This window comes from Bacillus sp. JJ1533 (assembly GCF_036965045.1).
GTDB lineage: Bacteria > Bacillota > Bacilli > Bacillales > Bacillaceae_L > Ferdinandcohnia.
In genome coordinates this window covers 144,731-157,982 of sequence record NZ_JBALOV010000018.1, presented here as the reverse complement: position 1 = coordinate 157,982, position 13,252 = coordinate 144,731, and the positions used below count along the sequence as shown (strand labels likewise).

General features: G+C 40.4%; 12 protein-coding genes. 2 read left to right on the top strand and 10 right to left on the bottom strand.

Annotated elements, in window-relative coordinates; all coding sequences use genetic code 11:
• Positions 1 to 504: 504 nt before the first annotated feature.
• The gene (locus tag V7138_RS09595; RefSeq protein WP_335396427.1) at positions 505 to 1,500 is read left to right on the top strand and encodes a zinc-binding dehydrogenase; all 996 of its coding nucleotides are present in this window, start codon (positions 505 to 507) and stop codon (positions 1,498 to 1,500) included.
• A 35-nt stretch (positions 1,501 to 1,535) separates the two neighbouring features.
• On the opposite strand, the gene V7138_RS09590 is transcribed toward V7138_RS09595, so the two are convergent.
• Genes V7138_RS09590 through V7138_RS09575 form a run of 4 tightly spaced genes read right to left on the bottom strand, consistent with a single transcriptional unit; the run spans position 1,536 to position 5,009 of the window.
• A complete protein-coding gene (locus V7138_RS09590; protein WP_335396425.1) occupies positions 1,536 to 2,279 on the bottom strand; it encodes a hypothetical protein in 744 nt (247 codons plus the stop codon).
• A gap of 49 nt (positions 2,280 to 2,328) precedes the next feature.
• Positions 2,329 to 3,594: a kynureninase gene (gene kynU / locus V7138_RS09585; protein ID WP_335396423.1), complete on the bottom strand. Its 1,266-nt coding sequence runs from the start codon at positions 3,592 to 3,594 to the stop codon at positions 2,329 to 2,331.
• Positions 3,595 to 3,606: 12 nt separating this feature from the next.
• Positions 3,607 to 4,752 (bottom strand): GNAT family N-acetyltransferase, encoded by a 1,146-nt coding sequence (locus V7138_RS09580; protein WP_335396420.1) that lies wholly within the window; start codon positions 4,750 to 4,752, stop codon positions 3,607 to 3,609.
• Between the two features lie 56 nt (positions 4,753 to 4,808).
• Positions 4,809 to 5,009 (bottom strand): hypothetical protein, encoded by a 201-nt coding sequence (locus V7138_RS09575; protein WP_335396418.1) that lies wholly within the window; start codon positions 5,007 to 5,009, stop codon positions 4,809 to 4,811.
• Between the two features lie 138 nt (positions 5,010 to 5,147).
• Between V7138_RS09575 and V7138_RS09570 the strand changes: the two genes are divergently transcribed.
• Positions 5,148 to 5,465 (top strand): hypothetical protein, encoded by a 318-nt coding sequence (locus tag V7138_RS09570; RefSeq protein ID WP_335396414.1) that lies wholly within the window; start codon positions 5,148 to 5,150, stop codon positions 5,463 to 5,465.
• Positions 5,466 to 5,662: 197 nt separating this feature from the next.
• Here the strand turns inward: V7138_RS09570 and V7138_RS09565 are convergent, their stop codons facing one another.
• From V7138_RS09565 to V7138_RS09540, 6 genes are all read right to left on the bottom strand, one after another.
• Positions 5,663 to 6,913, bottom strand: a complete 1,251-nt coding sequence (locus tag V7138_RS09565) for a M20 family metallo-hydrolase (protein WP_335396411.1) — start codon at positions 6,911 to 6,913, stop codon at positions 5,663 to 5,665.
• A gap of 23 nt (positions 6,914 to 6,936) precedes the next feature.
• Positions 6,937 to 8,040, bottom strand: coding sequence for an alanine dehydrogenase (gene ald / locus V7138_RS09560; protein WP_335396410.1), 1,104 nt, complete (start codon positions 8,038 to 8,040; stop codon positions 6,937 to 6,939).
• A 90-nt stretch (positions 8,041 to 8,130) separates the two neighbouring features.
• Entirely contained in the window at positions 8,131 to 9,483 is a 1,353-nt protein-coding gene (locus V7138_RS09555; protein WP_335396408.1) for an aspartate aminotransferase family protein, read from the bottom strand.
• 18 nt (positions 9,484 to 9,501) lie between these two features.
• Positions 9,502 to 10,968 carry a CoA-acylating methylmalonate-semialdehyde dehydrogenase gene (locus tag V7138_RS09550; RefSeq protein ID WP_335396405.1) on the bottom strand — a complete coding sequence of 489 codons (1,467 nt, stop codon included), beginning with the start codon at positions 10,966 to 10,968 and terminating at the stop codon, positions 9,502 to 9,504.
• A 303-nt stretch (positions 10,969 to 11,271) separates the two neighbouring features.
• A complete protein-coding gene (locus tag V7138_RS09545; protein WP_335396403.1) occupies positions 11,272 to 12,873 on the bottom strand; it encodes a PucR family transcriptional regulator in 1,602 nt (533 codons plus the stop codon).
• A gap of 146 nt (positions 12,874 to 13,019) precedes the next feature.
• The gene (locus V7138_RS09540; protein WP_335396402.1) at positions 13,020 to 13,232 is read right to left on the bottom strand and encodes a hypothetical protein; all 213 of its coding nucleotides are present in this window, start codon (positions 13,230 to 13,232) and stop codon (positions 13,020 to 13,022) included.
• Positions 13,233 to 13,252 lie beyond the last annotated feature (20 nt).

Sequence of the window (13,252 nt, the reverse complement as noted above, 5' to 3'; positions counted from 1 at the left end):
CTCCTAGTTTTATCCAAATGAAGGTGTATTTATTACATTTGCTGGGTCACAGCCTCCTAATTTCATCCAAGTATATGCATCTTTAATAGATTTGCACGCTCACAATCTACTAATTTCATCCAAATGAAGGTATCTTTATTACATTTTCGCGTTCACAGTCTCCTAGTTATTCCCAATCACAAACTACTTTAAAGTGCTTTTAGTTCAAATTTACAAAATTACCTTTTTTCATTCCCATTCACTCCTATTAATCTTCCAATCGGGCATGATTCGAGCCTTTGCGTTACCGTTTCCATCCTAAACCTCGACAATTGGGTACGATTCTCCCTTTTCCGTTCCCCATTCCTCCTATTAACCTTATAATCGAGCACCATTCCCCTTCCCTCTTAGCAACCTTAGCAATCAGGAACATACAACACCCCCCACCAATCCTATAAGTTGAAATCGTACATACACCTCTATTAAAATAAAACTATCATAATAGACAAATTAGGAGGGGAAAAGATGAAAGCGTTTGTACACCACAAAGTTCCTGGAATTGACGGAACATCCTATACAGAGATCGATGAAGTAGAACCAAAGCTGGGTGAAGTGAAGGTTAAGCTAAAAAGCGCGGGCCTCAATCATCGTGATTTATTCGTTTTACATAGACATAAAGAAACGGAGCCACCTCTTGTTATTGGCTCAGACGGTGCTGGGGTTGTGGAGGCGGTTGGTCCTGGTGTTAAAGATGTGAAGGTTGGGGATGAAGTTGTCATCAATCCTTCGTTAGGTTGGACAGAAAACAGTGATGCGCCACCTGAAGGCCATGAGATCCTTGGCTTACCTGACCACGGGACCTTCGTGGAAAAAATCACGATTTCAGCAGATAATGTCGGTCCAAAGCCAGCACATTTGTCCTGGGATGAGGCAGGCGTTTTGTCACTTGCAGCCATGACGGCTTATCGCGCACTATTCACTCGAGCACAAGTAAAAGCAACCGATACAATTCTTTTACCTGGAGTCGGCAGCGGCGCGGTTACGTTCCTCTTACTTTTTGCAAAGGCAGTTGGGGCCCGAGTCATTGTCACTTCTCGTTCTGAAGCAAAGCGAAAGCAGGCACTTGAATTAGGTGCAGATGTTGCAATTGACAGCAACGGCGACTGGAATGAAGCACTGAACGGTGAAAAAGTAGATATCGTCGTTGAAACAGTTGGAGCCGCTACCTTCCATAAATCCCTTGGCCAGCTTCGAAAAGGTGGAAAAATGGTTACATTCGGCGCATCAGCTGGTGATACGGTGGACTTCAATCTTCGCGAGTTTTTCTATGGCCAGTATACGTTACTTGGTTCAACCATGGCGAGTACCGAAGAGTTCAATGACATGCTTCAGTTTGTCAATGAACATAAAATTAAACCCATTCTGGATAAGGTATTCCCTCTCAAAGATGCAGCAAAAGCACTGCAACGGATTGATGAGGCAGAACAGTTCGGAAAAATTGCGATTAAAATTGAAGATTAGCAAACACTGCACCCCTTCCATTGGGTGCAGTTTTTTTATGAAAAATAAGTCGCGAGCTTTCGTTTCATTTGTTCTTTGTTCTCCGCAAACTGACGATGTCGATGCCCGTTTCCTCCTGATGTATGTGGAAAACCATAGAGCACGGAATCGCGTGAAACATAGTCATTTTCTGCAAGAAAATCAAATACTCCCGTCACATTCACCCCTAAGGGAATAATGAGTGGATTTTGAAGGCTCACGAGTTCATTCGTAAAACTTTCCGTGATATGCTTCTTTAACAACTCTGTTTTTAGCATCTTCGGGGTAGAACCACTGTAGTTTTTACCCTTATAAAAGACTGGATACCTAATAACCGAGGCTGTTTGTACAAGATGACTTGCCGTCCGAAATAGCTCGCTTGTAGAAGATATGTCTAAATAGGCGTGCAAACCAAGCTCGTCCAACATGTGAATCAGGTTTTTTCGCATTGGTCCTTCAAAGCTCGAGTTTTTCTTGACCTGGTGAAGTAGCTGTTCTTTTGAGAAACCCTTATTTTTTGGGTCAAGAATCGTTGAATATGATTTCTTCATTTGATGGAATCCAGGGGTAATTCCGACAATCATCACTTTTGCATCTTCATTCACGTATTCAAACGGAGCATAATAGATTTCAAGATGCTTCTTTTCATCTTTCTCCAATAAAAATGTCTCACTTTTCAAGTCCTCTTCTTGATAGTCCATTGGCAGGTTCAATATTTTCTTTTTATAGGTGTCAAACTTGGAATCGGGTACGATCGCCATTTTAATTTCCTCCTTAAAGATGTAAAAGGTATACCGAAATTGGTATACCTTAAGCCACTACGTCCCTCTCATTTTTATATTTTTCGTATTGTTTTTCTTCCATTATCTTTTTTAACATTTGAACGACATTCCATACGTCCTCGAAGGAATTATAGAGTGGTACTGGTGCAAGTCGAATCATATTTGGTGCTCGGAAGTCTGGAATAACCCCATTTTCTTTCAAGGCCTTACAAATGCGTGCGGCTTCCTTATGTTCAAGACTAACATGGCCACCTCGAACAGAATCTCTACGAGGTGAGCCGATTGTAAATTCCAGCCCAGCGAGTTCTGTATCAATCAATTCCATTAAAAAATTCGTCAATAAAAGAGATTTCGCCCGGATCTTGTCAATTCCTGCCTCTGCAAACATTTCAAGTGAACCAAGGAGAGGCGCCAAGCTTAGCACATGTGGTGTTCCGATTTGAAAAACACCGGCACTATCAGCAGGGGTAAATGAATGATCCATATCAAATTGCTTTTCTTTATTTGATCCAAACCAACCAGCAAGCCCCGGCAGTACTCCAAAATGCTTACGATTTACATATAACCCAGCAACTGCCCCAGGTCCCCCGTTAAGATGCTTGTAATTACACCAAAACGCAAAATCGACATCCCATTCAGAAAAGGCATGAGGGATGGCGCCAACTGAATGACAGCCGTCATATCCAATTAATATTCCACGCTTATGTGCTTCTGCTGTTAAATGCTTCATATCCAAGATTTGACCACTGCGGTATAAAATCGATGGCAAAACCACCAATGCTACATCGTCGATCATTGCTTCAATGATATCTTCTTCTACTAAATAGCGACCATCACGACTTTTAACCCGAACAAGATGGTCTTTAGGATTAAAACCGTGTATTCGAAGCTGGCTTTGGAGGGCGTATATATCAGATGGAAAATTCAATTCATCCGCAACAATTTTGGTCCGTTTCCCATTTGGTTGATAAAAGGTCGCAACTAACTGATGCAAGTTAACAGTTGTTGAACCCGTTACGATAACCTCTTCAGGAGAGGCACCAACTAATGGAGCAAGCTGTTCGCTCGCCTTTTCTGACAGATAAAACCAGGGCTGCCTCCCTTGGGTCCAGCCATCGATCCCATGATCCTTCCAGTCCTCCAGTGAATCCAGCAGTGATCGCTCCGCCCGCTTCGATAATAAGCCCAGCGAGTTTCCATCCATATAGATGGTATTTGGTATTAAATAAAATTCATCTCGAAACTTCGCTAACGCGTCTTCCCTATCTAGTTTCCTGGCATGCTCTATTAACATAGATTTCCTCCTTTAAAAGAAATCGTACATATAGGCTGGACGGTCCGGTATCACTTTTTCAAATGCTTCAACATCGCTGTCAGCACCATCAATCATACCCGCTGCACATAATTCACTAGGACGCTTGTGACCGAATAGTACTGTTGATAATGCGTTGATTGACAGTTTTAGTGCGCCTTCGGTTTCTTCCGTAACTTGAACCTTCCCCTCTTTTACAAGGAGTGTTTTTTCATTCCATGGTGCAAACGGGTCTGTGATTTGTAATTTCAATGTTTCATTTCCAGCAAATTTATATTCTTTTAAAAATGACTCTACATCGACTATTCGAACCATAAAATAGGGTAAAACCTCGCGTTTCACAGTTTTTTGTTTCTTTAACGCAAAAAATAATGGTTCTTTTTCATATGTAATCATTTCAAGTTCTGCAATCATTGAATCATGCTGACAAATAAAGTTCCATAAGCCTCGACGCGCTTCAGCATTTACAGGGACAAACTCCTCAACAGTCATCTTTTCATCCTTCGTTTCATAAAGGATATAGCCGATTGGTCGTTCAGTGGCATCATAGTAAATCGCAATATGCAGGTCGTCAATCACGCTTTTCCACCAATCATCCTCACGAACAAGCATCCCCGAGAACCTCGATGCATATTGCCGGTAAACCTGGTTAAGCTCATCTAAATTGACATTTTCAAAAAGATATCGCTTCACCGTACCCTCTACAGGCTCAAGCATAATTAAATCAGAACGCTGTTGAATTGTTTTCAAGCGATTGCTAAAAAGCTCCCAGCCATATTTCCGATAGAATGAAACATCAAATGGATGAAGCATCGATACGGTAAACCCCTGTGTCTTCATCGTTTCAAGTGCATATGTAAGTAATTCCTTCACATAACCCTTTCTACGGTATTCGGGATATGTCGCTACACCTGCAATTCCACCCATTTTAAAGGACTGGTCACCAACACTGGTAGTAAGGGGGATGAGATGAAACTTTGCAGCTAAGTTTTCATGTTCATAGATACCGTATATCTGGTGTTTTTTCATTTTCTTTAAATTTTCATCTAAACGTTCTACAGGCACCTTATACTGAAACGCATATTCTGATAAACGAACGGAATCCATAAATCGTTCTTCTGTAATTCTCTCAATTGTCATCTTCCAACAACTCCATTATTTCAAAAGTTAATCCTAATTCGTGCGGATACTCATATTTACTCACAACTAACTTTAGTTAGACTAAATAGATGTTTTTCTTCAAAAACAACTGTTCCACCTTTATCCATACATGATTCTGCTAACTGAAGGTTTAATTTGTGTTCATCCTTAATTTCTAGGATTCTTACAACTCCAAAAGTTACAATCAGAAGGCTTCCAATGATTGCAAGAAGGAGATTTCGTCTACTTTTACTCATCATTTCACCCCATCTTTAGGGTAACATAATTTCATTTGGTCAGAGTCCTATTTTCGCAATTTTTGTAAAAAACTTTTTATGGAATTTTGGTTTTATCCGATGTATGATAGTAACATTAACAATGGGGAGATGGTAAAAATGAGGAAACATTTAGCCCTTGCCATCATTATGTTTGTTGCGATCATGTCTTTTTCTGCCACAATCGCACACACCCATGCCTTTAAATCATCAGACATTCAAGAGAATACAGTAACAATTAGTGGTGTATCGTATGATAATCTGTCTTTTGATAATGATGGTAAACTAAAGATTTCTTGGGTGCTTTTTTCAATCACATCCATTTTACTTGTCCTTCAAGGGATGTTTAAGAACATCGATGTGAATCAATCGATTCGAAAGTTTGCATGGATCACACCCATTTTTTATCAGTCGAATTATGTGGTAAAAGCTCTTTGATTTTTTAGATTTTAAAAATCAAGGAGGAGAATAAAAATGTGGTTTCGATTGATTATGATAGGATTATGTTCCTTAACAGCTACTAGTTTGTTCGTTTTTCAAGGAATAGAGATTACGCATGCATTTAAAGACTTATTTACAAATAAATAATTAAAATAACGAATGTAGAATTGCGGTTCTACATTCGTTTTTTATTTTTAGTCCTGTGCCATTTTTACGGTAGTGCGATACAGAAGTTCAGTACCAAGTGAGATATCTTCAAAGGTTGAAAATTCCTTCGGATTATGGCTGATTCCATCCTTACACCGGACAAATATCATGCCATAGTCACATTCATAGGACATCGCGAGTGAATCGTGAAAAGGACCACTCATTAATTCCGTTGGGTCTAATCCGATATTTTGCATTTCATTCCTCATGATCTCTTTTATGCTTTCAGCACAATAGCGAGGTTCACTATTCGTATCCTCTGTAATTGTGCAATGTAGCTGGTGTTCTTCTGTAATTTCGCTTATTTTGTCACGTAATTGTGCCTCAAGTCTATGACGTCTATTGATATCAATATCTCTTAGGTCAACGGTGAAGCTTACTTTTTCTGGGATGATGTTCCGTGAATCCGGAAAAACGCGCAAGCTACCCACGGTACCAACGGTTGGAGCACCAGGTTCTTGGCTAGCGATTTCGTTGAGTGCAACGATGATTTTGGCTGCACCGACGAGTGCATCCTTCCTCATTGGCATGGGAACTGAACCAGCATGCCCTGCAAAGCCCTCTAACTCAACTGTTAGCCAAAGTGGACCTGAAATTCCAGACACAATACCAACTGGTTTATCCATTTTTTCTAGAACTGGTCCTTGCTCAATATGCATTTCAAGGAAAGAGCCAATGCTTCCTTTTGGATATTCTGACTCTTTAAATTTCGCAGGGTCACATCCAAACTCAATCAGCGCTTCCCTTCTAGTAATTCCATCTTTATCCTGACGATCTAACTCACCTTCTTCAAGCTTCCCAAGGATTCCCCGTACTCCAAATAATCCCTTATTAAAACGGCAGCCCTCCTCATCAGAAAAGGCAATTACCTCAAGGGGTTGATTGGGAACAATCTGATTTTCCTTCATCGTTTGAACAACTTCAAGGGCCCCTAAAACACCAATTGTTCCGTCAAACCTTCCACCATAAGGCTGGGAATCAATATGGGAACCTAGCATTAAAATGGGTTTGTCCGAGTCTTTCCCTTCCATTCTCCCAATCAAGTTTCCAAAATGATCGATTTTAGCGGTTAATCCCGCCTCCTCCATCCATCCTTTTACTGTTTCTACTGCTTGACGGTCCTCCTTAGAAAGTGTGAGGCGGCATACTCCAGTTTCACCGATTTTACCTATTTTCGATAACTCAGTTATTCTTTGTTCAAGCCGTTCCTTATTTACGGTAAGTGTTTGGACATTCATTCTATCAGCCTCCTATTATAACGTTAAATGGTTGTCACATACGGTAAATTATGTGCTTTAGCAACTCCTTCATAAACGATTTTTCCATCGATCACATTAAGCCCTTTTTGTAAGGCATTATTTTCTTTTAAAGCTCGCTCATAGCCTTTATTTGCTATTTGAAGAATATAAGGTACGGTTACATTTGTAAGGGCTATGGTGGATGTCCTTGGGACCGCTCCAGGCATATTTCCGACTGCATAGTGAACGACGCCGTGTTTTGTATATGTAGGATTGGCATGTGTTGTAACATGGGTAGCCGTTTCAAATATTCCACCCTGGTCAATGGCAACATCCACAATAACGGAACCTTCCTCCATTAAGCGAACCATTTCAGTCGTCACAAGCTTTGGTGCTTTAGCGCCTGGAATCAACACAGCACCAACCACGAGATCTGATTCTGCGACCGCCTGACCTATTGTATATGGATTTGACATGATGGTTGTAATGGAATTGCCAAAAATGTCATCTAACTCTCGCAATCTTGTAGGATTAACATCTAAAAGCGAAACTTGTGCACCAAGACCAACTGCAATTTTCGCAGCATTCATACCAACTACTCCGCCACCAATGATGGTCACCTTCCCCCGACTTACCCCAGGTACACCCCCAAGTAGAACTCCTTTTCCTCCCTTTGTTTTTTCAAGAAAAGAAGCGCCAATTTGAGTAGCCATTCGACCTGCAACCTCACTCATCGGAGTTAGCAAAGGAAGACTGCGATCTTCCAATTGCACCGTTTCATAGGCAATGGCAACCACACTCTTTTGCATCAAGGCTTCAGTAAGCTCCCGATCAGCTGCTAAATGCAAATACGTGAATAAAATGAGTCCATCATAAAAATACTGATATTCCTCTTGAATCGGCTCTTTTACCTTAATTACCATATCACAAGCCCATGCATCCGCTGCCGATTGGACAATCGTGGCCCCAGCTTCCAGATAAAGCTCGTCAAAAAAACCTGAATTCATCCCCGCACCTGTTTCTATAAAAACGGCATGGTTCTGTTGAACTAACTGTAAAACACCTGCTGGAGTAAGTGCGACACGATTTTCATTATTTTTAATTTCCTTTGGTACTCCAATCCTCATCTCCATCCACCTTTCTTGTGATTTTCTTGGGAAAAACACCCGTAATCTTTTCTTTTAAAAAGAAGATTACGAGTGTAGGAGTGATTCCTTTTACAGGGCCATTATTTCTTCAATTACTGTGCGTTGGACAAATTCTACATCTTCCTCTGAAATCGTTAGCGGAGGAGCAAGGGTTAGCACATTATTGTACCCTGCCACTGTAGCTCCATTTTTCCCGATAATAAGGCCCTTTTGTAGACAGCCACCGATGACCTTGTTCACTTGGCTAACTTCAAGTGGTTCTTTCGTCTGTTTATCCTTGACTAGTTCGAGCCCTACCAATAAACCTTTTCCTCTAATGTCGCCCACCTTTGGGTGGTCCACTAAAGCTGCTGTCAGTCCATCTCTTAATCTAGCGCCAAGTTCTTCTGACCGAGCAAAAAGGTTTTCATCTTCCATTATTTCTAGGTTTTTAAGAGCTAAGGCACATGCCGCTGGGGTTCCACCAAATGTATTAATATGACGGAAATAATCATATTCCTCAGACCCTTTAAAAGCTTCATAAATTTCCTTTCTAACAGCTGTTGCAGATAATGGCAGATACGCACTTGTAATGCCCTTCGCCATTGTAATGATGTCTGGCTTCACCCCATAGTTCATAAAACCAAACGCTTTTCCCGTCCTTCCGAATCCACAAATGACCTCATCGACTATTAGAAGTGCACCATGCTTTTCGCAAACTTCTTTTACCCCAGCCATATATTGGTCTGGTGGAACGATTACGCCTCCACCTGTAATAATTGGTTCCATGATTACTCCGGCTATTGTTTCACTGAGCTCCCATGTCATGACCCGGTCGATATCTTTTACAGACTGTAAGTCCAATGCCTTTGCATCTGGTTTTTCATCAGAGCGATATAAATCAGGTGGTGCGACATGGAGAAATCCTGGTGCGAGTGGCTCATACTTATATTTTCGTTGCGCTTGACCAGTTGCGGCAAGAGATCCCATCGAATTACCATGGTAGGCACGATAGCGTGAGATGAATTTATAACGTCCGTGTTCCCCTTTTTGTTGATGGTATTGCCTGACTAACTTAAAAGCCGTTTCATTTGCTTCTGAACCACTATTTGAAAAGAAAATAACGTACTCGTCACCAAGCATTTCATTTAGTTTTTCAGCTAGCTTAATTGCAGGTTCATGACTGTGTGTTAATGGATAATAGGCCATTTCTTTCAGCTGTTCATGAGCGGCATCAGCCAGCTCTTTTCTTCCATAACCCACATTCACACACCATAGCCCAGACATTCCATCAAGATACCGCTTCCCATTATGATCTGTTAACCAAGACCCCTCAGCTTTCTTAATTACCAGTGTTGCGTTTGGATTATATGGCTTCATCGAATGCCATACATAATCCTTATCCTTGGTTAACAGGTCCTCCCCCTGTGAAACCTTTGTCATACCGCCTTCCCTCCTTTTTTAATAGTCGAAACGGGATGTAATCATCTTTTTACGTGTATAGAAATTCACGCCATCCTTTCCGTTTACATGAAGGTCACCGTAGAAGGAGTCCTTCCAACCGGAGAATGGGAAAAATGCCATTGTCGCTGGAACTCCTACATTGATACCAAGCATCCCTGCTTCTGCTTCCTCTCTAAATTGTCGAATAGCCTTCGCATCTTTTGTATAAATGGTAGCGCCATTTCCAAAACGAGACTTTCTAATATAGTCAAGGCCCTCATCTAAATCCTTCGCACGTAAAAGACTTAAAACAGGTGCAAAGATTTCCTCTTTGGCAATCGTCATATCTGGTGTGACATGATCGAAAATGGTTGGACCTAAAAAATTCCCTTCTGGCATTTCATCCATTTCTTTACGTCCATCTCGAATCAGTTTCGCCCCTTCTTCAAGCCCTTTTTTCACATATCCTAGAACTTTATTAAGATGTGACTCTCGGATAACTGGTGTTAAAAGCACCTCATCGTCCATTCCATTTCCAATTGTTAGCTGATCGGCGGCCTCTTTTAGTGCCGATACAAATTTCTCACCGTCCCCTACAACAACGACTGCACTACAAGCCATACACCTTTGTCCAGCACTTCCAAATGTAGAACTAATAATATTGGCTACCGCTTTTTCCATATTTGCATCTGGCATAACGATATGATGGTTTTTAGCTCCTGATAAGGCTTGAACCCGCTTTCCTTGTGCTGCAGCACGCTCATACACGTATTTAGCAACTGGTTGTGACCCTACAAACGAAATCGCATTTACATTTGGATGATCTAATAATCCATTTACAACGTCATGCGCCCCATGCACAACATTTAACACTCCGTTTGGTGCCCCTGCTTCGGTAAATAAACGGGCAAGCTCATTCGCAAGCATCGGTGTTCGTTCAGATGGCTTTAAAACGAAGGTATTTCCACACGCAATCGCTAATGGGAACATCCACATTGGAACCATCATTGGAAAGTTAAAAGGGGTAATTCCGCCCACTACTCCCAATGGATAGCGGAACATTTCAGAGTCTATTTCCTCTGCAATATTTGATAAGGTTTCCCCCATCATTAAAGTGGGAGCACCTGCTGCAAATTCCACACATTCAATCCCACGTAAAACCTCACCATGTGCTTCTTTGAATGCTTTCCCGTTTTCTTGTACAACGAGTCTTGCCAATCGATCATGATTTTCTGTTAGTAAATAGTGATATTTGTATAGTATTCTCGCTCGTTTTGGAACAGGGGTGTTTTTCCAGGTTTTAAATGCTTCTCTAGCGGCTTTTACAGCTAGGTCAACATCCTCCTTTGAAGAAAGCGGCACACGTACTAATGTTTCTTTTGTTGCTGGATTCGGCACTTCTAATGTTTCAGTTCCAAGCGCATCCACCCATTCTCCATTCATATAATTTTTTAGTACAACAGTTTCATTTTTAACTACGGTCATATATCGTACTGCCTCCTTTTTTGGTTTTCGACTCTTCGAACCTCTTAACCTATAGGTTCATTATCCTCTAAATTGAAAGTGCTTTCATTAGACATTCTGTAACATATCTGCTTGTAATTTCTCAACATTTTGAATGATTAAGAAAAGCGCAAGGCGCCCGCATATCGGCGACAAGCATAAGACAAGCGCTGACAGAAGGTGCTCTTTACCTTCCGAAGCGATTGACTTATGACCTCGAGCCGATGGCGCCTGGAGCTAGACACAAAATCTTTGCACTAAAAAACCCACTTTAAAACCAGTGGGTTACAAGATATCCCTTTTCTCTTTTATTTGTTTTGATGAAACTAAAAATTCATATGATAAAATCATAAACTCAATTGCGAGTCGTTTTTCGTGGTTCATAAAGTCTGATCCTAGTAATTTCTCAAGCTTTTGAATCCGGTGATAGAGTGTTTGCCTCACAATAAATAAGCGCTTTGCTGTTTCCTGTTTCGAGCCATTACAGGAAAGATAGGTTTTTAGTGTTTCCATCAGCTTCCCATTGTTCTTTTTATCATAGGCAATAACGGGTTCTAAATATTCTAAAACGACCTCCTGCAAATCAATATGTCGATGAAGCAATGAAATAAGCCGGAATATATGTAAATCATCGTAAAAATAACTTTGTGCTGGAATCGACAACCGATTTTGAATGCGAATCGTTTCTAGAGCAGTTTGATAGCTTTTATGTACATCAGCTAACTCCTCCACAAATCTTCCAATCCCAAATACCGGTTGTGTTTTGTTCGTTTTCCTCTGCAATTCCGAGTTTACTACTCGTCGTATTCCCTCCTGAACTCTCATTTTCCATGTCATTGTGTTTCGCTCATTCATCATGATTAAAACGATTGTGTTTCTTTTTTCAGCAACAAAAAGTGTAAAGCCCTGCTGTTCAAAGATGGATCGGAGAAACATTTTAAAATACGTCAGATCACTAGTCGAATACTCGTCAATTGGTTCTATTTTACAAATGCAAACTACGGCTCCTTTTGGTTTACGTGTTGTAGTCAGTGCTAAATACTCATTAATAGACTCCTCGCTTTGTTCACCTTCTAACCAATCATTGATCCATTCTGTAGCCTCTACTCTTTGCTTCTCCTCGACATAAAGATTACGAAGAAAAAGCTGTGCAAGAGCTGTTGCTGTTCGATCTAAAATAAGATGGTCAAATTCGGTCAATTCTCGTTCTTCGGAGATAATCACTAATTCTGCATAGCGATCCCCTAATAAATAAATCGTATTTTTGGCCACATAGGTAGAATCCTCTGACTGAAATAGTTCTAGTAGATGCAGTCGTTTTTGTTCGGTTGCTTCTGGAATAAATTGATATTCATTATTATTAAAGTGGATGATTACTTGAACTTGGAGATAGTTTCTTATAAATTTAAGAATGTCAACATAATGATCGATCGACAGCAATCTTTTATTTAATGCTTGTGAGTAATTTTCCAGATTGGTTATCATTTGGTATTGGCGGTTAATAAGCAGTCCATGGATATCTTGTGTAATTTCAACAAACGGTACTTCTTTTAAAAAAAGGATAATGGGAAATTGGGACTTATTTGCGATGTCAATGATTTCTGGTGGGATCGATGAGGTGTATATGCCTAATTCAATACAAATTCCTGCTGCATGTGAATCAATTAATTGCTCGATGACTGAGATCAATTTCTCCTGATTGTCCCTCCAAGCAACACCTGTAGAAAGAATTAATTCATTTCCATTTAAGAGATTACGAATATTGGTTACTTCTACGACGTGGACCCATTTGACTTGTCGCCCGAGCCCCTCTTTACCTGCAATCACCTTACTGCTTTCAAAGTGTCTTCGACTTAAAATATCTTCAACTGTAATGGATGATTTCAATCTACAACTCCCCTATATTGAATTTTCAGACTAATTCCATTATACTCTAAGTCTTATCAATATAGGAGTGCTATTCCAAATCTTTTTTAAATTCCAGATAAAGAAAACCAGTATCAAACCGATACCGGCTTTCCTCGCGACAACGCTTAAGCACCTTCCTTTTGCTGCTTGATAAGCATTACGGCAAAGTATTTACGCCCTTCTGGTGTAACAATGTGTAAAGTCTCTTTTTCATCTTTTTTCTCAAAATCTACGAAATCCCCACTAAGGTTTTCAATAATATTTGTTATTTTATAGCCTTTTTGAAGTAAAAAGTCGATCTTGTCTCTTTCTTGTAAAAAGACTTCGTATTCTGACATGTATTGACACTCCTTTGAAA

Excerpts from the sequence above, each read along its gene's own strand:
- V7138_RS09565 (WP_335396411.1), bottom strand. The coding sequence starts at position 6,913 with ATGAATGTCCAAACACTTACCGTAAATAAGGAACGGCTTGAACAAAGA.
- V7138_RS09540 (WP_335396402.1), bottom strand. The coding sequence starts at position 13,232 with ATGTCAGAATACGAAGTCTTTTTACAAGAAAGAGACAAGATCGACTTT.
- V7138_RS09595 (WP_335396427.1), top strand. The coding sequence starts at position 505 with ATGAAAGCGTTTGTACACCACAAAGTTCCTGGAATTGACGGAACATCC.
- V7138_RS09570 (WP_335396414.1), top strand. The coding sequence starts at position 5,148 with ATGAGGAAACATTTAGCCCTTGCCATCATTATGTTTGTTGCGATCATG.
- ald (WP_335396410.1), bottom strand. The coding sequence starts at position 8,040 with ATGAGGATTGGAGTACCAAAGGAAATTAAAAATAATGAAAATCGTGTC.
- V7138_RS09550 (WP_335396405.1), bottom strand. The coding sequence starts at position 10,968 with ATGACCGTAGTTAAAAATGAAACTGTTGTACTAAAAAATTATATGAAT.
- V7138_RS09590 (WP_335396425.1), bottom strand. The coding sequence starts at position 2,279 with ATGGCGATCGTACCCGATTCCAAGTTTGACACCTATAAAAAGAAAATA.
- V7138_RS09555 (WP_335396408.1), bottom strand. The coding sequence starts at position 9,483 with ATGACAAAGGTTTCACAGGGGGAGGACCTGTTAACCAAGGATAAGGAT.
- V7138_RS09580 (WP_335396420.1), bottom strand. The coding sequence starts at position 4,752 with ATGACAATTGAGAGAATTACAGAAGAACGATTTATGGATTCCGTTCGT.
- V7138_RS09575 (WP_335396418.1), bottom strand. The coding sequence starts at position 5,009 with ATGAGTAAAAGTAGACGAAATCTCCTTCTTGCAATCATTGGAAGCCTT.
- kynU (WP_335396423.1), bottom strand. The coding sequence starts at position 3,594 with ATGTTAATAGAGCATGCCAGGAAACTAGATAGGGAAGACGCGTTAGCG.